The sequence below is a fragment of the Geothrix sp. genome (assembly GCF_020622065.1).
In the GTDB taxonomy this organism is placed as follows: Bacteria; Acidobacteriota; Holophagae; order Holophagales; family Holophagaceae; genus Geothrix.
On sequence record NZ_JAHRYQ010000001.1, the window covers coordinates 1,417,626 to 1,439,517 of the forward strand.

The window sequence follows — 21,892 nt, forward strand, 5'->3', positions numbered from 1 at the left end:
GGCGAGCGGTCAGACCCAGGTGATCGTCCCGCCCCGGCTGCGTTCCCGCCAGGCGTGATCCAGGGCGGGAACCAGGTCCGGAGGACATTCAAAGCGCACCACGGCCCCCTCGCCCTCGAAGGTCTGCTCCAGGACGAGGGCGGCGGGGAAGGCGCCCAGCAGGGCGAAGGGAAGGTGGGCCTGGGCGGCGGGCACGCGGATCTCACCCGTGCGGAGGATGCGGACCTCCTCCCAGCAGCCGGCGGCATCGGCCGCGGCCAGTGCGCCCTGAACGCCCTCGGTGTAGGCGCGCACCAAGCCGCCGGTACCGAGTTTCGTGCCGCCGTACCACCGGATGCAGACGGCGAGGAGATCGGTGACCTCCGCCCCCTCCAGCACGGCCAGCATGGGCCGCCCGGCTGTACCGGACGGTTCACCGTCGTCATCGGCGCCGAAGGCCGAGACGGGAACCCCCTCGCGCCAGGCGCTGCAGTGGTGGGTGGCGTCGAAGTCGCGTTTCCTGAGGGCCGCCAGCACCGCCGCCCGTCCGGCCGCCTCCCGGGCAGGGTGCAGCTCCGTGAGGAAGACCGAGGCCTTCTCGCGGAAACGGTGGTTCGCGACTTCCTTCAACCGACGCATGAATCCAGCATGCGGGCGGCTGTGACGGGAATCAACAAAGGGGCGACAATAGCGACCTTTCAGTCGTATTTGCTTATAGTTGGGGAGGATCTTTTCGAGGAGACGGCATGGATACCGTCGCGCGGCCCTTCTCACCCACGGTCCTGCAGCGCAGGATCCCGGTCCCCTCGGATCTGGACATCGCCCAGGCGGCCACCCTCAAGCCCATTGGGCAGGTGGCGGCGGAGCTGGGATTGCGCGACGACGAGCTCGAGTTCTACGGCCCCACCAAGGCGAAGGTCCGGCTGGAAGTGCTGGAGCGCCTGCGAGATCGCCCGGATGGCCGCTACATCGATGTCACCGCCATCACGCCCACGCCCCTGGGTGAGGGCAAGACCACCACCACCGTGGGCCTCAGCCAGGCCCTGGGCGCCCACCTGGGCCAGCGCGTGGCCACCTGCATCCGCCAGCCCAGCCAGGGCCCCACCTTCGGCATCAAGGGCGGCGCGGCCGGTGGCGGCTATAGCCAGGTGATCCCCATGGAGGACTTCAACCTCCACCTGACGGGGGACATCCATGCCATCACCGCAGCCCATAACCTCTGCGCAGCTGCCATCGACGCCCGCATCCTGCATGAGGCCGGTGCCACGGACGAGCAGATGTTCGAGCGCATCTTCCCGAAATCCAAGGGCGCCCGGAAGTTCCCCCGGTCCCTCCAGCTGCGCTGCGCGAAGCTGGGCGTGACCAAGGGCGATCCCGACGCCTTCACGCCCGAGGAACGGCGCCGCATCTGCCGCCTGGACCTCGACCCGGCGGCCGTTACCTGGCGTCGCGTGCTGGATACCAGTGACCGCTTCCTCCGCGGCGTCACCGTGGGGCAGGGCGATGAGGAACAGGGCTTCGCCCGGGCGACGGGCTTCGACATCGCCGTGGCCAGCGAGATCATGGCCGTGCTGGCGCTGGCCACCAGCCTCCAGGACATGCGGCACCGCCTGGGGGCCATGGTGGTGGGCCTTGATCGGAAGGGGGATGCCGTCACGGCCGAGGACCTCGGCGTGGCCGGCGCCATGACCGTGCTGATGAAGGACGCCCTCAAGCCCACCCTGATGCAGACCCTCGAAGGCACGCCCGTCTTCGTCCACGCGGGGCCCTTCGCCAATATCGCCCACGGCAACAGCTCCATCCTGGCGGATCGGATCGCCCTCAAGCTGGCCGACTATGTGATCACGGAGTCCGGCTTCGGGGCGGACATGGGCATGGAGAAGTTCTTCGACATCAAGTGCCGTGTGTCGGGTCTGGTGCCGGATGCTGTGGTGCTGGTGGCCACAGTGCGCGCCCTGAAGATGCACGGCGGCGGCCCCAAGGTCGTGGCCGGGAAGCCCCTGGATGCGGTCTATGTGGAGGAGAACCTGGAGCTCCTCCGGCAGGGCCTGCCGAACCTGCTCCACCACATCCGCATCGCCCGGAAGTTCGGCATCCCCGTGGTGGTGGCGGTCAACGGCTTCGCCACGGACAGCCCCGCCGAGCTGGACCTGGTGCGCCGGGCCTCGCTGGAAAGCGGCGCCGAGGATGCCGTGGTCTGCCAGAACTGGGCCCTGGGCGGGGAAGGGGCGCTGGATCTGGCGAAGGCGGTCATGCGCGTCTGCGACCGGCCCTCGCATTTCCGGTTCCTCTACGACCTGGACGAGCCCATCAAGCAGAAGATCGAGACCATCGCTCGTGAGATCTACGGCGCCGACGGGGTGGACTACTCGCCCGAGGCCGAAGCCCGGATCGAGGCCTACACCCGCCTCGGCTACGACAGGCTCCCCATCTGCATGGCCAAGACCCACTTGAGCCTGAGCCATGACCCCACGCTGAAGGGCGCCCCCACCGGCTTCCGCATTCCCGTTCGTGACATCCGGGCCAGCGTCGGGGCGGGCTTCCTCTATCCCCTGCTCGGCAAGATGGCCACCATGCCGGGCCTGCCCACCAGACCCGGGTTCTACGATGTGGACATCGAGCTGGAGACCGGTCGTGTGGTCGGTCTGTTCTGAGCGCACGAAATCCGGAAACGGAGGGCCGCTGGTAGCATGAACCCTTCATGACATGGGCTCTGTGATGCTGACCGGTCCGCTCCTTCCCCTCCGCAGGTGTCTCCGCGGCTTGGCAGCTTTGTCGACCGGAATCCTGCTCCTGGCGGCCGGGCCAACCTGGGCGGAGGGCGCTCCCGCGCCCCCCGCCGCGAAGACCCTGGCCGAGGCCTTCGAGAAGGGCCCCATCTCCCTGAATGCCCGGGTCCTCCGGCGCGGGACGGACGGGTCGGAGCAGACGCTCCCGCTCTTCCAGACTCCGGTCCTCCGATACCAGGACCGTGTGGAAATCTCCCTGTCCGGGGAGGCCTTCGATCCCCGGGTCACTCGCTCCGACTGGACCCTCATCGCCGTCTTCCTGCCCCGGACCGTGGCCCCGACAACCCAGGGCGTGGCTGAGCTGCGTCTCAAGCGACAGGGGGGGCAGATGGTGGCGCCCGTCCTTCAGGCCCCTTACGACGCCATTCCGATGTTTTTCCTGGTGCCCGACAGCGGAGGCCGGCGGAAGGTCCTGGCGGATGTCCTGGCCCATCTGGAAGCCTTCCGCTCCATCTGCCTCAAGCTCTCGGATCTGACCGAACAACGGGCCCATGCCGACCGTTTCCTCACCGGTCTGGACACCATCCGGAAGGACCAGTCCCCCGCGGCCTACGATGCGGCCGTCTTCAACTTCCTGAAGGCCTACGGGGGACAGGTTTCTCAGGATCTGCAGGTTTTCCTGAGCCGGAACAGCGCCTCGAACCTCGACAAGTTTCAGTTCCTCACGCAGGAGTTCCGGCGGACCAACATCCTGGTTCCGGCCAATGATGCCGGGGATCGAACCACCACCATCCAGGGCCAGTCGGTTTCGGGGCCCGCCCGGGCCTCTTCCGCCTACATCTCCATCGTGTTCGACCTGGTTCAGATCTTCCAGAACCTCTGGCCCGGACACCGGTTCCAGTATGTTCCGGCCCTGGCCAAGGATTTCAACGGGACCCGCTCCCAGCTCTGGTACGGAGACTGGATCCATACCACCGGCGATATCCTCGGTGCCTTGGTGTTCAGTCCCTGTCGCTGGGAGGATGCGGAGCCCCCATCCTTCACCTTCACGGTCCCTCTGGACAGTGCCCTGGTCCAGCCCTACGGTCAGCTGCTGCTCCGGCCCAAGGCCGGGAGCAACCTGCCTTTCGCCCTGTTCGGGCATGACTGGCGGCTGATCGTCGAAGGCCCGAACGGGGAGAAGCTCGCGCCGCTGCCCCTCGCACCGAGCCCGGGCAAGCAGGCCTTTATGATCATTCCGGGTGCTCCCCTGGAGGCCCTTCGGCAGCATGGTTTCCTGCGCGTCAAGGCCCACATTGAGGGTGCATGGGGCTTCCAGGCCGTGGCCACCGAGGCCCAGGAGCTTCCCGCCGGCCTCGATCCCACATGGCTTCCCTCCGCCGCGGAGCGGGCTCACTTCATGGTGGGCGAAGCCAGTGTGCTGCGGCTCCCGGCGCCCTGGGCCGCCTGCCTCGGTCGCATCGCCTTCCGCCCGGGCAGGACCGGAGCCTCTCCCCTGGAGGCCGAGCTGAAACGGCAGCCGGATGGGGCGGGACTGGCCACATTCAGGCCCCTGGGAAACCTGTCCGGGCCGGGAAACCTGGAGTTGTTCCTGCCCGGGGCCGAGCGGCCCACCTTGAGCATCCCCATGACCCTGCTGCCTCCCCTGCCGGTGGTGGACCGTGTGGAGGCTCATCAAGGTGAGGCGACCCTCCTCATCTCCGGGCGCAACCTCGGCGAGGCTTCCCAGTGCGTCCTCGGAGGCCAGGTCCTGGCCCGGGGCAAGGAGAACAGCGACGGTTGGACCTTCGATTCCGCCAAGGGTCCGATCCCCGGAGTCTCCGGAGCCCTGTTGCAGGGGGAGATCCAATTGGCCGATGGGCGGACGCTGGCCCTGAAGGATGTGCGGCTGCTCCCCCCGCGTCCGGTCCTCGGCAGCCTTCAGGTGCTGGCCGAGCAGCCCGCTCCGGGCCTGCCGCTCTCCGCGGACCCCCCGCTCCTGTCGACCACCAGCCCTGTGATGGTGTCGATCCTGCCGGGCCGGAAAGGAGCCTTCCCCTTCGGGCACAGCCCCAAGCTGTCCCTGCGCCTCTCGGACGAGCCGGGCACCGTGCGCGCGGTGCCTCCCGCCGCGGTCCGCCTGCTGGGGCGCGGCCAGCGCCTCATCGCCACGCTCCGGGTGGCGGACCTCTTCGGCCCTACGGCTTCCGGGCGCCTGGAGATCCAGGTGGAGGACGCCTCCGCAGGCGCCAGCGCCTGGGTCGTCCTGCCGCCGCTGTTCGTGGACCTACCCATCGTCAAGCGGCTTTACCAGGATGGCACCGGCACGCACCTGGAAGGCCCGGCGCTTGAAGCGATCGAGGCGGTGGCCCCCAGTCCTGCCGGCCCCTGGGTGCCGCTGGCCATGGACTTCCGGAACGGGAGCCAATCCGCTGAGGTTCCGCCGCCTCTGCCTGGGGAGAATCTCTGCCTGCGGCTCTACGGCTGGCCCGAGGTTCTGGTGCGGCTCCTGGGACCGGCGCCTGCATCGTCCTCGGCGCCGGTGAATACCGCCAGGCCTGAGGCTCGGCCCGGTCCGACTCCGGCACCCAAGTAGATGCGAAACGGACCCGCACTGGCGGGTCCGTTTCAGGCGTTTCCGAGGCCGCTATGCGATGGCGTCGATGATGGCGTTCAGCGTGGCGCTGGGCCGCATCGCCGCGCCCGTCTTGGCACGATCGGGGTGGTAGTAGCCGCCCATGTCCACGGGCTTGCCCTGGGCTCCGATCAGCTCCTCATTGATCTTCGCCTCGTTCGCGCCGAGCTGCTGGGCCACCTTCGAGAACCGGGCCTGAAGCTCGGCATCCTTGGCCTGAGCAGCCAGGGCCTGGGCCCAGTACAAGGCCAGGTAGAAGTGGCTGCCCCGGTTGTCGATCTGGCCGACCTTGCGGGCGGGGGACTTGTCGTTGTCGAGGAACTTGGCGATGGCCTGATCCAGGGTTTCCGCCAGCACGGCGGCCTTGGCGTTCTTGAAGGTATTGGCCAGGTGCTCCAGAGAGGCGCAGAAGGCGGAGAACTCGCCCAGGGAATCCCAGCGGAGGTAGCCCTCCTTCTGGAACTGTTGGACATGCTTGGGAGCGGAACCGCCGGCGCCGGTTTCGAAGAGGCCGCCACCGCCCAGCAGGGGCACGATGGAGAGCATCTTGGCGCTGGTGCCCAGCTCGATGATGGGGAAGAGGTCCGTGAGGTAGTCGCGCAGGACATTGCCCGTGACGGAGATGGTGTCGAGGCCCTTCCGGATGCGCTCGCAGGAGACCTTCATGGCCTCATCCGGAGGCAGGATTCGGATGTCCAGCCACTTGGTGTCATGGTTCTTGAGGTAGGTCTCGACCTTGGCGATCATCTGGGCGTCGTGGGCGCGGGCCTTGTCCAGCCAGAAGATGGCGGGGGCGCCGGTCAGGCGGGCGCGGGTGACGGCCAGCTTGACCCAGTCCTGGATGGGCGCGTCCTTGGCCTGGCAGCCCCGGAAGATGTCGCCCTCCTCCACTTTCTGGGAGAGCAGGGTGGCGCCGGACTCGTCCACGATGCGGATGGTCCCGGCGGCCGGGGCGAAGAAGGTCTTGTCGTGGGAGCCGTATTCCTCGGCTTTCTGCGCCATGAGACCCACATTCGGCACGCTGCCGATGGTGGCGGGGTCGAAGGCGCCGTGCTTCTGGCAGTCCTCGATGACGGTCTTGTACATCGTGGCGTAGCAGCGGTCCGGGATCATGGCCAGGGTGTCGTGGAGCTTGCCATCGGCGCCCCACATCTTGCCCGCGTCGCGCACCACTACGGGCATGGAGGCATCCACGATGATGTCGTTGGGCACATGCAGGTTCGTAATGCCCTTATCGGAATCCACCATGGCCAGGGCCGGGTGGGTGGCGTAGACCGCCTGGATGTCCGCCTCGATCTCGGCACGGCGAGCCTCGGGCAGGGCCTGGATCTTGGCGTAGACATCACCCAGCCCATTGGCGGTGTTCACGCCCAATTCCCGCAGGGTGGCGTTGTGCTTCTCGAAGACCGGCTGGTAGAAGACGGACACGGCATGACCGAACATGACGGGATCCGAGATCTTCATCATGGTGGCCTTCAGGTGCAGGGAGAGCAGCAGGCCGTCCCGCTTGGCCGCGTCGATCTGCTCCGCGTAGAAGGCCCGGAGGGATTTGACATTCATGACGGAGGCGTCGAGCACCTCACCGGCCTGCAGGGGAAGCTTCTCCTTCAGCACCTTCACGGCGCCATCCGCGCCCACGAATTCGATGCGGGCCGTCGTGGCCTTGGCGAGGGTGGTCGAGGTTTCGCTGCCGAAGAAGTCGCCGGTGGTCATGTGGGCCACGCGGGCCTTGGAGTCCGGGCTCCAGGGCGACATCTTGTGCGGGTGCTTCTTGGCGAAGTTCTTCACGGAGAGGGGGGCGCGGCGGTCGGAGTTGCCCTCGCGCAGCACGGGGTTCACCGCGCTGCCCAGCACCTTGGCATAGCGGGTCTGGATCGCCTTCTCCACTTCCTCCGTGGGCTGCTCGGGATAGTCGGGGATCTGGTAGCCCTGGGACTGCAGTTCCTTGATGGCCGCGATGAGCTGGGGGATGGAGGCGCTGATGTTGGGGAGCTTGATGATGTTGGCTTCCGGCTTCAGGGCCAGGGCGCCCAACTGGGCCAGGTTGTCGGGGATGCGCTGGGACTCGGTCAGGTGCTCGGGGAAGTTGGCGAGGATGCGGCCGGCGAGGGAGATGTCCGAGGTCTCGACGGCGATGCCGGTACCCTTGGTGAAGGCCTGGATGATGGGAAGCAGGGAGTAGGTCGCCAGCGCCGGGGCTTCGTCGATGTCGGTCCAGATGATCTTCTGGGTGGTCATGGGCTCTCCTTAGAATCTTCCCCGGCTCGACCCGAACGAGAACGGCAGGCAGATCTCGTTTGTCCGGCGACGGGTAATCAAGGCAGACTCCCACGGGAAAAGCCTTGCTTCAAGCGGCTTTCCCTGTCGAGACGGCGGTTTGGGACTTCGGTCACTCCGGGCGTTTTCAGCCCGCCACCGGCATGGCGACTCCAGAGGCGGCCTTGACGCCGCCGCGGGTCAGGGCGAAGTCCATGCGGCCCAGATTCACGCCGCCAAAGCCGACCTGGAACACGAGGGTCTCCCCCTGGGCCTGGGGAAGCTTGGTGGGTGTTTCCAAAAAGGTGTGGCTGTGCCCACCGATCACGGCGTCGATACCTGCCACCGCGCCGGGCAGGCGCAGGTCGTCGTGGGCGGAATCCTTGTTGCTGTAGCCCAGATGGGACAGCACCACCACCAGGTCCACCTTTTCGACCTCGCGCAGCCGCTTCACCACCGGTCTCAGGCTTTCGTAGGGGTCCTTCCAGACGATCCCCTCGTGGTTCTTGGGGGCCACCAGACCCGCGAACGCCACGCCCACGCCGGTGATGCCCACCTTCAGCCCCGGGAATTCGCGGACGAGATAGGGCCGGATGCGTTTTTCGAGGGCGGGAGCGCCCTTGCAGTCGAAATTGCAGTTGACGAAGGCGAAGGGCGGGTTGGCGTGCTTGAGCTGCTCCATGGATTCCATGGCCTCCACCAGCATTCCCACGCCGTTGTCAAAATCGTGGTTGCCCAAAGTGCCCGCGTCGTAGCCCACCATGCGCATGAGCTGATAGTCCAGGCGACCCTTGTAGCGGTTGAAGTAGGGCGTGCCCTGGAAGGTGTCGCCGGCGTCCAGGAGCAGCACGGCCCCCAGCTGCTGGCGCAGCTGCCGCACCAGGGTGGCCCGGCGGGCCATGCCGCCCTTGCCGCTGATGGCGCCGTTGCCCGGCCCGAAGGGCTCGATGCGGGAGTGGGTGTCGTTGGTGTGCAGGAGGGTGACGCGGCCGGCGGCGGCCGCCTCGGTACCCCCCATCACAGCCCCCATTGAGGCCCGCAGGGGGGATACCTGGGAGGCGGCAGCGGCGGCGCCAAGGGAGACGAGGAAATCGCGGCGATCCATGCGGGCCCCTACAGCTTCAGCTTCTTGTCGCGGATGGCTTCCTGGATTGGAACTGGAATCCCATAGCGCCCCGGGGGTGGGGAAACCAGGTCCTTCTTCGCCTTGCCCAGGGCCGCACATTCATCGAGCAGCATCTGCCTGAGCGTGACACCCGTGGTGAAGGGCTTGCGCCCCTTCTTCAGTGTGGGGATGGAATCGCCGCCACCGTAGAGGTAGTCCGTCGTGGCCACCTTGATTGTGGCTTCCGGATCGATGGGGCTGCCGTCCTCCCAAGTGACGGTGAGGACAGCCTGCTCAGGGGGGCCTTCGATCTTCGCCTTCACGCCGGAACAGGGCTCACCGCCTCGGCGGAGCAGGCCTTCCTTCACGACCTGGATCACCTCGGCGCCCGTGAGCTCGATCACCACCATCTCGTTCTCGAAGGGCATCAGCTCGAAGATGTCGCCCACCTTGAGCTGTCCCGGTCGCAGGTTGGCCCGCAAGCCTCCGGCATTGGTGATGGCAAACGGGACTGGCATGCCCACGAGGGGTTGGGCGGCTCGGCGCATGACATCCGAAACCCAATAGCCCAGCAGGTTCTCCTCGCCCCGGCGCCCACGGAAGAGCCCCTGGGGCGCCTCCACCAGCGGCAGACCGAAGCTGGCCTTGATCTCCGCCGCCAAAGGGGCGATGACCTTCTGGATGTCCGCATCCTCCGGAATGGCCTCCGTAATGGGGATGACCTCGGTCTTCACGCTGGGGGGCTGCGCCGCCAGCGGAAGGGAAAACAGGGAAAAGACGAGGAGGGCACGACCTGGATTAGGCTTCACGGGCATCTTCCTTCAAGGCCGCCAGGGCGTCCCGCACGGCGGCATCGTGGATCCAGAATCGGGCGGCGGCGCGGAGGAACCAGCCCATCAGCCAGCCGTTGATCAGGGTGGCGGCCAGCTGCAGCAGCAGGAACAGCCAGACCCTGAAGGTGGTGCCGCCCCCCAGCCGCCAGGCCAGCAACAGCACCAGGAAGGGGAGCAGGGCACGCAAGGCGGCTCCGCCGAGATTCACCAGCCCCCACTGGATCGGGTGCATCCAGAGCCGCAGAAAGCAGTCCGCCAGGTGCGCCCAGTAGCCCCGAGAGAGTCCCGCCGCGCGCCCCAGCCGGCAGAACCACCACTGGAGGTTCAGGGCCGCGACGGTCGCCATCACCACCAGCGGACGCCCAAAAAAGGCCATCCAGCCGAGCCCGTCGATGCCCAGGCTTCCGGCCCAGGCCAGGGCCGAATAGGCCGCCCAGCCCACCAGGCCCACCGGCAGGAGGCCGATCAGGAGGGTGTCCAGTGCGCCCAGCAGCCAGGGGCCCAGCCGGGCCTTCTGTCCGCCCGCTTCCGCCTGCAGGCGCCAACCATACCAGAGCACGATCACCAGGCCAAGGCCCAGCAGGTGGACCGTCGGCGAGTTGGCCAGGCGATGTTGAAGGCCGCCGTTCACCCACAGTTCCCAGATGTCGCGCGCACTGATTCCTTCGCCCCAGTGGCTGGGCAGGGCGCTCCAGCCAGCGGCCCGGCGGAGGTGGCCCGCCCAGCCCAGGGAGGGCCCCAGCAGGACCAGCACCCAGCCCGCCATCAGGCCCCAGCCCCATCGGCCGAAACCGCCGGGCAGAGCAGGGGCGAAGAAGGACCACGGCGCCCGAGGCGACAGGGTCTCCTCGGTGTGGATGGTGGTGGGGCGTTCTTCCTCGAAGCTCATGGCCGTCCGCAAACAATCCTTCATCAAACCACACTTGACAGGGCCGGGGCCCTTGGGGTTTCATCGCTTCCATGCTGTCGTCCTTCCCCTCCCTGCACCGGGGCCTCCTTTTCGGGGCCTATTGGTGGCGCGTGGGTTCGGACGGCTCCCTTGGCGAGGCCTGACGGCCGCTGCCACCCCGGACCTTCCGAGCCCGACCCCATGGTCGGGCTTTTTCGCATTTGGATGACCCCGTGCACCTGATCCGCCATCCCTTTCCCGCCGACCTGCTGACGCCCCTGGCCGCCTACCTGGCCCTGCGCCCGGCTGGAGCCAGCCTCCTGCTGGAGTCCTGTGATCAGGGCGAACGGGTGGGCCGCCACAGTTTCGTGCTGCTGGAAGGCCCGGCGGAATGCCGCCTGGCGCCTCCCGCCCGGGGCTGGATCGAGGCCCTGCGGGGGCTGGCTGGAGCCCCGCCGTCAGGAGCCATCCACGATCCGGTCGCCGAACTCCCCACGCTCCGGGAACCCCTGCCCATCGGTGTCGGATGTGCGGGCTATCTGGGTTTCGAGGCCATGGGCGCCCAGGAGCCGACCCTTCCGCTGCCCGCCCGGAACGGGCTGGGCCTGCCGGGCCTCTGGGTGAAGCGCTTCGACGCGGCCCTGGTCTTCGACCACTTGCACCAGGTGGCCGAGCTGCAGACCGTGGATGCCGATGTCGAAGCCGGTTTCCGGCGTCTGCGGGAGCTGCGGGCCCGGCTGCTGGCGGGCGTGCGCGATCCGGGGCCGGGCACCTCCCATCCGAGGGCCCAGGCCCTGATGGCCCGCGAGGCCTACGAGGGTGCGGTGATCCGGGCGCAGGAGCGCATTCTCGATGGCGACATCTACCAGCTGGTGCCCAGCCAGCGCTTCCGCGTCGAGGACCCGCCACCCCCCCTCGAGGCCTACCGCCGCCTGCGCCGGTTGAATCCGAGCCCCTATGGGTTCCTGCTCGAATGGGGGGATTTCGCCCTGGTGGGCGCTTCTCCGGAGATGCTGGTGCGGGTGCAGGATGGCGAGGCCGAGACCCTGCCCATCGCTGGCACGGTGCCCAGGGGCGCGAACGCCGAGGAGGACACCTCCCGTTTCGAGGCCCTGAAGCGGGATCCGAAGGAGCTGGCCGAGCACCAGATGCTGGTGGACCTGGCCCGCAACGACCTGGGCCGCGTGGCCGTGCCCGGCGGGGTCCGGGTGGAGAAACCCCTGGCCCTCCAGCGCACCAGCCATGTCCTGCACCTCACCACCACGGTGAAGGCGAAGCTGCGGGCGGGCGTGGATGCCCTGGATGTGCTGGCGGCGGCATTCCCCGCGGGCACCGTGAGCGGTGCCCCCAAACTCCGGGCCTGCCAGCGCATCGCGGAGCTGGAAGGTGAGGTCCGCGGACCCTACGGCGGTGTGCTGCTGCGGCTGGGGACGGACGGCATCCTGGACACGGCCCTCATCCTCCGCACGGCGGTCTACGCCGGAGGGGCCGCCTACCTGCAGGCCGGGGCCGGCGTGGTGCGGGCTTCGAACCCGGAGTCTGAATACTTTGAAACCCTGCATAAGCTGGGCGCCGTCGCCCAGGCCCTCGGGGTCCAGCTGCCTGGAGCCTCTCGATGATCCTCCTGATTGATGCCCTGGATTCCTTCACCTACAACCTGGTGCAGGCCTTCGAGACGCTGGGGATGCCGGTGCGCGTGGTGCGGCACGATGCCATCGGCCTCGAGGAGGCCAAGGCCCTCAAGCCCGAAGCCGTGGTGCTGTCGCCGGGGCCGGGCCATCCCACGGAAAGCCCGGCCCACATGGCCTTGGCGGGCTCGGATTGGGCCATCCCGCTGCTGGGCGTCTGCCTGGGGCATCAGGCCCTGGCGGCGGCCACGGGGGGCCGGGTCATCCGCGCCCTCGAGCCCCTGCACGGCGAGGCCACCCCCCTGGAACACGAGGGTACCGGCCTCTTCCTGGGGCTGGCGCCCGGCTTGCCCGTGGGCCGCTACCACAGCCTCATCGCCGAGCCAGCCTCGCTGCCCGCCTGCTGGCGCGTGACGGGCCGCAGCCCCGGCGGCGAAATCATGGCCATGGCCCACCGCCAGCTGCCCCGCTGGGGCGTGCAATTCCACCCCGAAAGCATCCTCACGCCGGACGGCCCGGCCATGCTCGCCAACTTCCTCCGGATGGCCAAGGAATCCCGATGACTCTGCTCACCACCCACAATCCCATCCGCCCGTTGCCCGAGGCCACGGCCTCGGAGCTCATGCGCATCTTCATCGACCAGGACACGGACGCCCTGCTGGTGGGGGCCTGTCTGGCCCTGCTGGCCCAGCGGGTGCCCGAGGCCCACGAGCTGGCGGCCTTCGCCGGGGCCCTCTCCGAAGTGGCCGTCCCGTTCCCGGCCCTGCCCGAAGGCGCCCTCGACACCTGCGGCACGGGCGGCGACGGGGCCTCCACCGCCAACCTCAGCACCCTGGCAGCGCTGCTGCTGGCGCACCTTGGGGTCCCCATCGTCAAGCACGGCAACCGCGCCGCCACCAGCGTCTGCGGCAGCGCCGACCTGCTGGAGGCCCTGGGCTACGACCTGGCCCGGGCCAGCGCCGACCTGTCGCAGGACCTGCAGGCCCACAGCTTCGCCTTCCTGTTCGCCCCGGCCTACCACCCCCTGCTCGGTCGCCTGCGGGAGATCCGCCGCCGCCTGGGGATCCCTACCATCTTCAACCTGCTGGGCCCGCTGCTGAATCCGGCGAACCCGCCCCTGCAGCTGCTGGGCGTGGCCCGCGAAGACCTGCTGGCCCCCATGGCCGGGGCCCTGGCGCGGCGGCCGACCCTGCGGCGGGCTTTCGTGATCCACGGCAAGGATGCCGAGGGGAGGGGGCTGGATGAAGCCTCCATCGAAGGGCCCACCACGGTCCAGTCCGTGGCGGACGGGCGGGTCGAGGCCCTCCAGGTGCTGGTGCCCCGGGAACTGGGCATCGGCCAGCCGCCACGGCATGCCCTGCGCGTCGCGGATCGGGCCGAAGCCCTCGCCGTGGCCCGGGGCATCTTCGGCGGGGCGGGGCACGCGGATTTCCGCCCTGCGGTGGCGGATGCGGTGGCCCTGCAGGCGGGGCTCGGCCTGCTCCTCCATCGGAACCGGGGGCTCGACGACCTGCCTCGGGCCTTCCAGGAAACCCGGGCCGCCCTGGACCGAGGATTCGCGCTGCCATTCCCCGCGCCGGGTCCCGCCTCGGACTCTGCCGCAGGGGGGCAGCCATGAGCCGTCTTCCCGATCCCGCCCTCCTGGTGGGCGAAACAGGCCTTTCCTCCCGATCCCACCTCCAGCGGGTGCTGGTCGCGGAGCTCGCGCGGGTCGGCCGACTCGCCACGCCCTCTCCCGCCCGCCCCCGGCGCGCCGGAGGCGGCCCCTTCGAAGCCGCCCTGCGGCGCGACGAGGCGGGGAAGGGCGGCGCGGTCATCGCCGAATACAAGCAGGCTTCGCCCTCCCTCGGTCCCTTCGCAGCCGGCACGCCGCTGCTGCCCCAGCTCCGGGCCTATCTCGAGGGCGGCACCGCGGCCTTCTCCATCCTTGCGGAACCCTTTCTCTTCCGGGGCGACGCCGACCACATCCGCCTCGCGGCCGAACTCGACCGGCCCCGGCTCTACAAGGGTTTCGTCATCGCCGAGGCCCAACTGGCCGAGGCGGAGGCCTGCGGCGCTGAGGCCGTGCTGCTCATTGCCCGCGTGCTCAAGGGCCACACGGCCGCCTTCGCGGAGGCGGCGCGCGACCGCGGCCTGGAGCCCCTGGTGGAGCTGCACGACCTCACCGAAGTGCCCTTCGCCCAGGAGGCCCAGGCCCGCCTGGTGGGCATCAATGCCCGGGACCTCTCGACCTTCAACCTCGGCGTGCCCACGGCCGAGCCTCTGCGCCGGGTCTTCCCGGAGGCGGTGCTGATCCGCGAATCAGGGCTCGCCACACCGGAGGACGCACGCGCCGCCCTGCGGGCCGGCTTCGACGCGGTGCTCATCGGCGAGGCGCTCATGCGGAGCCCGGATCCAAAAGGGTTCCTGGAGCGGGTCTTCGCGGATCTCCGGCAGGAGGCCCGATGAGCCTCCTCGCCAAGGTCTGCGGCCTCACCACGGTCGAGGATGCAGCCTTCGCCGCCAACCAGGGCGCCGACCTGCTGGGGTTTGTGGCGCATCCTCCCAGCCCGCGTCACTGTGCGGACCTCACTGTGGCAGAGGCCCATCTGGATCGTGCGGTGCTCGTGGCCGTGGCAGAGCGCGCCGAAGACCTGCTCGAGGTGGCACGGCGCCATGGGTTTCGTCGCGTGCAGCCCTACCTGCCGACCGCAGAACGGGGGCGCGGCGTGGCCCTGCTGCGGGAGGCCGGGCTCTTCGTCCTGCTGCCCTGGCCCGATGAACCCGGCCAGACGGCCCTTCCCGCGGACCTCTACCTCTGGGAGTCCAGTCCCGCGCAAACCGGCGTGGTCGGGGGCTCGGGCCAGGGCCACGGCATGGCCTTCCCGCCGCCAGGCCCCTTCCTGCTCGCCGGCGGGCTGGACGCGGCCTCCCTGGCCACCCGCGCCGCGCCTCTGCCGCCCTCCGTCCGCCCCCAGTTGCAGGGCTTCGATGCGGCCAGCCGGCTGGAGTCCGCCCCGGGTCGCAAGGACGCCGCGAAAATCGGCGCATTCATCACCGCCGCCCACCATCTGGAGCACCCATGACCACCGGATTCGAACTCCCCACGCGGTTCGGGACACAGGCTCTCGGCGGCTGCTACGCCCCGGAAACCCTCATGCAGCCGCTGCTCGACCTGGAGGCGGCCTTCCTGGGGGCCTCCGGCGATCCCGCCTTCCTCGCAGAGCTAAAGACGGAGCTGCGCCACTTCGTGGGCCGGCCCACGCCGCTCACGGCCGCACCTCGTCTGGCCGGGAAGCTGGGCCTGAAGGCGCTCTTCCTCAAGCGCGAGGACCTCACCCACACGGGCGCCCACAAGATCAACAACGCTCTGGCCCAGGCCCTCCTGGCGCGCCGCATGGGCAAGACGGAGATCATCGCGGAAACCGGCGCGGGTCAGCACGGTGTGGCCACCGCAGCGGCCTGCGCCCGGTTGGGGTTGTCCTGCACCGTCTACATGGGCGTCACGGACATGGCCCGCCAGGCGCCGAATGTGGCGCGGATGCGGCTCTTCGGCACCCAGGTCGTGCCCGTGGAAGCCGGGCAGGGCACGCTCAAGGAGGCCGTGAACGAGGCCCTGCGGGCCTGGGCCGGTCGCTGCGATCGCGCCCACTACATCCTCGGCTCCGCCCTGGGACCCCACCCGTTCCCAACGCTGGTGCGCAGCTTCCAGACGGTGATTGGCGAGGAAGCCCGGGCGCAGGTGCTGGAGCAATCCGGACATTTGCCCGAGGTCGTCCTCGCCTGCGCCGGTGGCGGCAGCAACGGCCTGGGCTTGCTGGTGCCCTTCCTGGGCGACGGCTTGCGCCGGGTGGCCGTCGAGGCTGGGGGTCATGGTCCGGCGCTGGGTGAACACGCGGCCCGGCTCGACGGAGGCCGCATGGGCGTCCTGCATGGCTGCAAGACCCTGCTGCTCCAGGACGAACACGGCCACACGGCGGAGACCGCCAGCATCAGCGCCGGGCTGGACTACCCGGCGCTGGGTCCCGAACTCGCGGCCCTGGCGCTGGATGGCCAAGTGGAAGTGCGCCGCGCCTCCGATGATGAAGCCCTGGCCGGGGCGCGCCTGCTCTGCGAAAGCGAGGGCATCCTGCCGGCCCTGGAGAGCAGCCACGCCCTGGCCCTGCTGCCCACCCTCGCCGTCGAAGGTGTCGCCACCATCCTGCTGGGCCTCAGCGGCCGGGGCGACAAGGACCTGTCCACCTACCAGTCGCGTCTGGGGATCTGAGATGAACCTGAATCCACTCCTCCCTTTCCTGATGGCCGGTGATCCCAGCCTGGAGGCTCTCCCAGCCCTTCTTTCGGAGGCCAAAACCCACGGCATCGAGGCCCTCGAGCTGGGGCTGCCGCACTCGGATCCCATCGCGGACGGTCCCGTGCTCCAGGCCGCAGCCCAGCGCGCCATCGCCCGGGGCGCCACGCCCCTCCGGGTGCTCGAATCCCTCGCGGGAATCGCAGAAAGCCCGGATCTCATCCTCTTCACCTACCTGAATCCCCTGCTCCAACTCGGCGCGGATCGGCTGAAGGCGCTGTTGGCGCCCACGCCGGTGAAGGCGCTGCTGGTGGTGGACCTGCCCTTTGGCGAGGAGCCCGGATTCGAAGCGGATCTGCGCGCCGCGGGCTATCCGATGGTGCCGCTGCTGGCACCCACCACGACCCTGGTCCGAGCCCGGCAGGTCCTGTCGGAACGGCCGGATCCCGGCCCCTCCGCACCCTTCGCCCAGCGGTTCGCCTATGTGGTGGCTCGCCTGGGCGTCACGGGGACGGGGCAGGGCACCGACCTGGCCCCCGTGCGTGAACGGCTGGCCCACTTGCTCGCGGCCACGAGCCGTCCTCTCGCGGTGGGCTTCGGCCTCTCCGATCCCGCCAGCCTGGCGGCGGTGCGGAACATGGGCGCCACGCCTGTCGTCGGTTCGGCGCTCGTGCAGGCCCTCGACGCGGGCAAGTCCCTGTCGCAGGCCCTCGACGGCGGGCTCCGTTGATGATCTTAAGATCGTGAATTAGCGGGTTTTCAGCCCACCCCCAGGATGGTTGCAAGGGCGTAACGATTTGGTATCGTGGTCAATCTTGCCCTTCAGAACCGGCTGGCAACAGCCACCCACCCCGGGAAGTCCGGGATTAGGAGCCATGCGCCCATGACCCACCGCTCACGCCTCACCCTCACGGCTTTGACCCTCATCGCCGCCGGCGCCTTCGCTCCCCAGGCCCAGGCTTCCGGCTTCCAGCTCCGCGAGCAGAGCCCGAGCGCTCAGGGCAACGCCTTCGCGGGCATCAGCGCGGGGGGCAACGACATCAGCGCCCTCTTCTTCAACCCCGCGACGATGACCCAGTTCGACGGCTGGCAGTTCTCCCTGGGCGGCACCTATGTCGGGTTGGATGTGAAGCTGCAGGACCTCTCGGCCAGCCGCACCCCGGCCCTGCTCGCGCTGGGCTTCCAGACGGCCCCGGTCACGGGCACCAGCCTGGGCCCGATCTCGGGCGCCTCGAGCCACGGGAACTCCGGGATCTCGGCCGTCCTGCCTGAATTCAACATCATGTACAGCGTCAGCAAGGACCTGAAGGTGGGGCTTTCCCTGAATGTGCCCTTCGGCCTCACCACCGAGTACGACGCCAACTGGGCCGGCCGCTACCACGGCCTGAAGTCCGACCTGAAGACCATCGATGTCGCGCCGAGCCTGGCCTACCGGGTGAACGACCAGTTCTCCTTCGGCGTGGCCTTCGTGGCCCGCAAGGCTGATGCGGAACTGACCAACGCCGTGGACTACGGCACGGCCCTGGCCCTGAAGGTGGGGTCCGGCCTGGCGGCGGCGGGCATGTCCACCGTGTCTCCCGGCCCTGGCCAGAACAGCCCCGTGGCGAACATCGCGATGGGCGCTCCCAGCGCGGTCTTCGGGACGCCGGGTTACGCCATCCCCGGCGCCTGGGACGGCAAGGCCGGCCTGAAGGGCGATGGCTGGGGCTACGGCTGGAAGGCGGGCTTCACCTGGCAGCCGACCAAGGAGTTCCGCCTGGGCGGTGCCTACTCCGCCGCCATGACCATGACGCTCAAGGGGGATGCCTCCTTCGAGTTCCCCGGCAACCTGCCGCCCACGGACCTGGCTGCCCTGAACGGGGCCGGCCTCAAGAACGGCGGCGGACAGGCTGACCTCGCCCTCCCCGCCACGGCCTCGCTGGGCTTCGACTGGAAGGCGACCTCCGCCTTCTCCCTCCAGGGTGAAGTGGCCCAGAGCACCTGGTCCCGCTTCAAGGAACTCCGCGTGAAGTTCAACACCGGGGCCCCGGATTCCATCACGGACGAGAACTGGAAGGACACCTGGTTCTACTCTCTGGGCGGCACCTACAAGGTCAACCAGGACTGGACACTCCGCGCCGGCGTGGCCTTTGATCAGGGCGCCGTGGACGACAACCACCGCACCCCCCGCATCCCCGACAACGACCGCAAGTGGCTCTCCCTCGGCGCGACCTACACCGTCTCCAAGAAGGTGGCCATCGATGTCGGCTACACCCACCTGTTCATCGGCGACGCGAAGATCAACCTGACCGCGGCCGGCGACAACACGACCCGGGGCAGCCTCACCGGCACCATGAAGGCCACCATCGAGATCCTGGGCGCTCAGGTTCGGTATTCCTTCTAGGCACCAGTCACCCCAGAGGAAGGGCCCGGTCTACCGGGCCCTTCCTCTGCCTAGATTCCCGTGACGGCCTGCAGATCTCCGGCCTGGATGGCGCTCAGGAACCGCTCGTAGTCCCGGGTGGCCTGATCCGCGTAGTCCTTGGCGAAATCGGCCAGGGACTCATCCAGCTTGTCGGCATCGCCTAGATAGCCTGCGAGCATGGCTGCATCCCCGGTCCGGGCGTGGGCTTTGGCCAGGATGCCACCGCAGAGGGCCGCGTAGTCCCCGAGCGCCGGCCCCCCCAGCGCAGTCCCATCGATGCCCGCCTTGTGATCGGACCATTGCCGCACCAGGAAATCCTGGCCCCCGAACCGGGTCCAGCCGAGCAGGGGATCCACCCAGGTCTGCGAGCGGTGTTGGCCCAGCGCGACCCGCTGTCCCTGGTGGAGGCTGGGGGGCGTCTCCCGCAGGTGCGGGGCCCAGGCGGAAGGTTCTTCCGATTTGAGCTGGAGGAAGAGCGGGTCCTCCGAGTCGCGGCCCAGACAGAGCACCAACAGGCTTCTCAGGCCGATGCTGCCGGTGCCCACCACCCTGAAGACCGCATCCATCGGCGCGTAGCCTTCCAGCACCTGCCGGCGCCCGGGGAGCACAGTCTCCCGATAGGCCGGCAACCCCTCCCACAGCCCTTCCTGCTCGGCCGGATCGAGTGGGCGGGTCAGGGGTGGGCGGGCCTGGAACCGCCTGCCGCCCCGGCCGTCATCCATGGTGACTTTGGCCAGGAGCTTGTCGGGCGTATCCCGCCGGGCCTTGGCCAGGACCTCCTTCAGGACGCCTCCGCCGCCCTGGGGGGTCACTTCAAAACGGACCAGCTCCAGCCCCTTCATCTCCGCAAATCGGGCCATATGCTCGCGATAGGCCCGCACCAGCCCCTTGACTGCCTTGCTGGCCTCCGTCTCGGACTGGCCCGCTTCCCGACCGCCCAGCACAGTGCTGGCGCAAAGCCGCTTCAGATCCCATTCCCAGGGACCAGGCATGGTTTCGTCAAAGTCATTGAGGTCGAAGACCAGGTGTCCGTCCGGGGCGGCATAGGCTCCCAGATTCAGCAGGTGGGCGTCCCCGCACATCTGAACTGTCATCCCGGTGGTGGGTCCGGAGGCGAGGTCACCGGCCATCAGCGCCACCGAACCCCGGAAGAAGGCAAAAGGGGATGCCGACATCCGTCCCCACTTGAGGGGCAGGAGGTCCGGAAGGCGGAGCTCATTGGCGGCCTTCAGCCGGGGGATGAGGTCTGGCCGGTCACCGGCTGCCTTCCAATGCCCCTGATCCGTTCGCGACAGCCGGTCCCGCAGCGCCTTGCCGGCGGAACGGCGTTCGGCGAGCGAGGGGCGGGGCGGCGGCATCGGCATGGCTGTCTCTCGGGTGCCCCGACTGGGGCCCAGCTGGGGCGGGGCTACACCCGCTCCACCGCCATGGCGATGGCATTGCCGCCCCCCAGGCAGAGCGCCGCCACGCCGCGCTGCTTGCCGTGCCGCTCGAGGCCATGGAGCAGGGTGGCCATGACGCGGGCGCCGGAGGCCCCGATGGGGTGGCCCAGGGCCACGGCACCGCCGTGGACATTGATGCGGTCCGCAGGCAGCTTCAGTTCGTTCATGGTGGCCACCAGCTGCACGGCGAAGGCCTCGTTGATCTCCCAGAGATCCACATCCTCCGCGGACCAGCCCACCTGCGCCAGGAGCTTGCGAATGGCCTCCACAGGGGCCATGAGCACCCATTCGGGTTCGAGGCCCGCCGTGGCGGCGCCGAGGATGCGGGCCTGGATGGGCAGGCCGTGAGCCCTGGCGTAGGACTCCGTGCTGACCAGGGCCGCCGCCGCGCCGTCATTCACGCTGGGGGCGTTGCCCGCCGTCACGGTGCCGTCCTTCTTGAAGGCGGGGCGCAGCTTGGACAGGGACTCGGGCGTGGAGTCGGCCCGGGGCCCTTCGTCCTCGCTGAGGATCAGGTCCCCCTTCTTTCCGGGGACGGCGATGGGCACGATCTCGTTCCGGAAGGCGCCGGACTGCATGGCGGCCACGGCCTTGCGGTGGCTTTCGGCGGCCCAGGCATCCTGCGCTTCGCGGCCGACACCGTATTTGGAGGCCACCAGCTCGCCCGTGTGGCCCATGTGCTGATCGGTCATGGCGCACCAGAGCCCATCGAGGATCATGGCGTCCTTGGCCTCGGTGTGGCCCATGCGCGCGCCCGCCCGCAGCTTGGGCAGGAGGTAGGGCGCGTTGGACATGGACTCCATGCCTCCCGCCAGCACCAGGTCGTGGTCGCCGAGGCGCACGGCATTGGCCGCCAACTGGATGGCCTTGAGGCCGCTGCCGCAGACCTTGTTGATGGTCAGGGCGGAGACGCTGGCGGGCAGACCGCCCCGCAGGGCCGCCTGGCGGGCCGGGGCCTGACCCACGCCCGCGCTCACCACATGGCCGAGGATCACTTCCGTCGGGACCGCGCCCGGCACGGCTGCCAGCAGGGCCTTCACCACCTGGGCCGCCAGATCCGGCGCGGCCAGCGGCGCCAGACCGCCCTGGAACTTGCCGATGGGGCTGCGGAGGGACTTGAGGATCACAGCTTGGGACATGGGGACTCCGGAAATTCAGATGCTCAGATGTTCAGATAATCGGGACTCAGGGGGCGGGATTGGGCCGGCGGGGGGGCAGGGCGGGCTCGTCCAGCGCGGTGAGGTCGAGGTTCTCAAGGTTCAAAGTCGGGGGCGCGGGCACATACATGTCCGGCGCCTCCTCCTGGATGTGGCGCCGCGTGCGGTCCATGAGGGCCTCCAGCTCCCGGAAGAAGCGGATGCGCTCCATCTTGAGGTTGCGGAGCTGCACCTCCATCTCGACCACATGCTGCTGGGCCTCGCGGATGATCTCCTCCGCCTTGAACTGGGCCTCGCGGATGATCAGTTCCTTCTCCCGGCTGGCACCGTCCAGCACATCCTCGCGGGTGCGCTGTGCCTGGAGCAGGGTCTCGCGGAAGATGCGGTCCTGGTCCTGGTACTGCCGCAGCCGCTCGCGGCTGTCGAGGATCTCCTCCTTCAGCTTCTGGTTCTCCGCCAGCACCTCCTCCCACTCGGCGGCCACCTCGTGGAGGAAGGAACGGACCTCGGATTCCTCGAGGCCGCGGAAGACCTTCTCGAATTCCCGGCGCTGGATGTCGAGGGGGGTGTACTTCATGACACGCTC

At 69.0% G+C, this 21,892-nt stretch carries 18 protein-coding genes; 10 read left to right on the plus strand and 8 right to left on the minus strand.

The window, feature by feature from the left end; genetic code table 11:
- Positions 1–9 precede the first annotated feature (9 nt).
- Entirely contained in the window at positions 10–618 is a 609-nt protein-coding gene (locus tag QZ647_RS06665) for a YigZ family protein (protein ID WP_291271410.1), read from the minus strand.
- A 107-nt stretch (positions 619–725) separates the two neighbouring features.
- Between QZ647_RS06665 and QZ647_RS06670 the strand changes: the two genes are divergently transcribed.
- Entirely contained in the window at positions 726–2,633 is a 1,908-nt protein-coding gene (locus QZ647_RS06670) for a formate--tetrahydrofolate ligase (RefSeq protein WP_291271411.1), read from the plus strand.
- Positions 2,634–2,742: 109 nt separating this feature from the next.
- Positions 2,743–5,283: a hypothetical protein gene (locus QZ647_RS06675; protein WP_291271412.1), complete on the plus strand. Its 2,541-nt coding sequence runs from the start codon at positions 2,743–2,745 to the stop codon at positions 5,281–5,283.
- Positions 5,284–5,334: 51 nt separating this feature from the next.
- On the opposite strand, the gene QZ647_RS06680 is transcribed toward QZ647_RS06675, so the two are convergent.
- The 4 genes from QZ647_RS06680 to QZ647_RS06695 all read right to left on the minus strand — a co-directional run bounded on the left by QZ647_RS06680 (position 5,335) and on the right by QZ647_RS06695 (position 10,405).
- Positions 5,335–7,560, minus strand: a complete 2,226-nt coding sequence (locus QZ647_RS06680; RefSeq protein WP_291271413.1) for an NADP-dependent isocitrate dehydrogenase — start codon at positions 7,558–7,560, stop codon at positions 5,335–5,337.
- 166 nt (positions 7,561–7,726) lie between these two features.
- Positions 7,727–8,683: a metallophosphatase gene (locus QZ647_RS06685; RefSeq protein ID WP_291271414.1), complete on the minus strand. Its 957-nt coding sequence runs from the start codon at positions 8,681–8,683 to the stop codon at positions 7,727–7,729.
- Between the two features lie 8 nt (positions 8,684–8,691).
- Entirely contained in the window at positions 8,692–9,492 is an 801-nt protein-coding gene (locus QZ647_RS06690) for a 5'-nucleotidase C-terminal domain-containing protein (RefSeq protein ID WP_291271415.1), read from the minus strand.
- The gene (locus tag QZ647_RS06695; protein WP_291271416.1) at positions 9,482–10,405 is read right to left on the minus strand and encodes a hypothetical protein; all 924 of its coding nucleotides are present in this window, start codon (positions 10,403–10,405) and stop codon (positions 9,482–9,484) included. Before QZ647_RS06695 ends, QZ647_RS06690 begins: the two co-directional genes overlap by 11 nt.
- A gap of 233 nt (positions 10,406–10,638) precedes the next feature.
- On the opposite strand from QZ647_RS06695, the gene QZ647_RS06700 reads away from it, so the two are divergent.
- The 8 genes from QZ647_RS06700 to QZ647_RS06735 all read left to right on the plus strand — a co-directional run bounded on the left by QZ647_RS06700 (position 10,639) and on the right by QZ647_RS06735 (position 18,686).
- Positions 10,639–12,024 carry an anthranilate synthase component I family protein gene (locus QZ647_RS06700; RefSeq protein WP_291271417.1) on the plus strand — a complete coding sequence of 462 codons (1,386 nt, stop codon included), beginning with the start codon at positions 10,639–10,641 and terminating at the stop codon, positions 12,022–12,024.
- On the plus strand, positions 12,021–12,596 hold the full coding sequence (locus QZ647_RS06705; protein ID WP_291271418.1) for an aminodeoxychorismate/anthranilate synthase component II: 576 nt from the start codon (positions 12,021–12,023) through the stop codon (positions 12,594–12,596). The genes QZ647_RS06700 and QZ647_RS06705 overlap by 4 nt, the downstream gene beginning before the upstream one ends.
- Positions 12,593–13,651: an anthranilate phosphoribosyltransferase gene (trpD, locus tag QZ647_RS06710; RefSeq protein WP_291271419.1), complete on the plus strand. Its 1,059-nt coding sequence runs from the start codon at positions 12,593–12,595 to the stop codon at positions 13,649–13,651. The genes QZ647_RS06705 and trpD overlap by 4 nt, the downstream gene beginning before the upstream one ends.
- Positions 13,648–14,481: an indole-3-glycerol-phosphate synthase gene (locus tag QZ647_RS06715; protein WP_291271420.1), complete on the plus strand. Its 834-nt coding sequence runs from the start codon at positions 13,648–13,650 to the stop codon at positions 14,479–14,481. Before trpD ends, QZ647_RS06715 begins: the two co-directional genes overlap by 4 nt.
- On the plus strand, positions 14,478–15,098 hold the full coding sequence (locus QZ647_RS06720) for a hypothetical protein (protein WP_291271421.1): 621 nt from the start codon (positions 14,478–14,480) through the stop codon (positions 15,096–15,098). Before QZ647_RS06715 ends, QZ647_RS06720 begins: the two co-directional genes overlap by 4 nt.
- Positions 15,095–16,279 carry a tryptophan synthase subunit beta gene (gene trpB, locus QZ647_RS06725; RefSeq protein ID WP_291271422.1) on the plus strand — a complete coding sequence of 395 codons (1,185 nt, stop codon included), beginning with the start codon at positions 15,095–15,097 and terminating at the stop codon, positions 16,277–16,279. Before QZ647_RS06720 ends, trpB begins: the two co-directional genes overlap by 4 nt.
- Before the next feature lies 1 nt (position 16,280).
- On the plus strand, positions 16,281–17,033 hold the full coding sequence (trpA, locus tag QZ647_RS06730) for a tryptophan synthase subunit alpha (RefSeq protein ID WP_291271423.1): 753 nt from the start codon (positions 16,281–16,283) through the stop codon (positions 17,031–17,033).
- Positions 17,034–17,186: 153 nt separating this feature from the next.
- The gene (locus QZ647_RS06735; RefSeq protein ID WP_291271424.1) at positions 17,187–18,686 is read left to right on the plus strand and encodes an outer membrane protein transport protein; all 1,500 of its coding nucleotides are present in this window, start codon (positions 17,187–17,189) and stop codon (positions 18,684–18,686) included.
- A gap of 50 nt (positions 18,687–18,736) precedes the next feature.
- On the opposite strand, the gene QZ647_RS06740 is transcribed toward QZ647_RS06735, so the two are convergent.
- From QZ647_RS06740 to QZ647_RS06750, 3 genes are read right to left on the minus strand one after another with little or no spacing between them, the layout of a single operon-like run.
- Positions 18,737–20,071 (minus strand): DUF2252 domain-containing protein, encoded by a 1,335-nt coding sequence (locus QZ647_RS06740; RefSeq protein WP_291271425.1) that lies wholly within the window; start codon positions 20,069–20,071, stop codon positions 18,737–18,739.
- A 44-nt stretch (positions 20,072–20,115) separates the two neighbouring features.
- Positions 20,116–21,288 (minus strand): thiolase family protein, encoded by a 1,173-nt coding sequence (locus QZ647_RS06745; RefSeq protein ID WP_291271426.1) that lies wholly within the window; start codon positions 21,286–21,288, stop codon positions 20,116–20,118.
- 46 nt (positions 21,289–21,334) lie between these two features.
- Complete coding sequence (locus tag QZ647_RS06750; RefSeq protein WP_291271427.1) at positions 21,335–21,883, minus strand: DivIVA domain-containing protein; 549 nt, start codon at positions 21,881–21,883, stop codon at positions 21,335–21,337.
- Positions 21,884–21,892 lie beyond the last annotated feature (9 nt).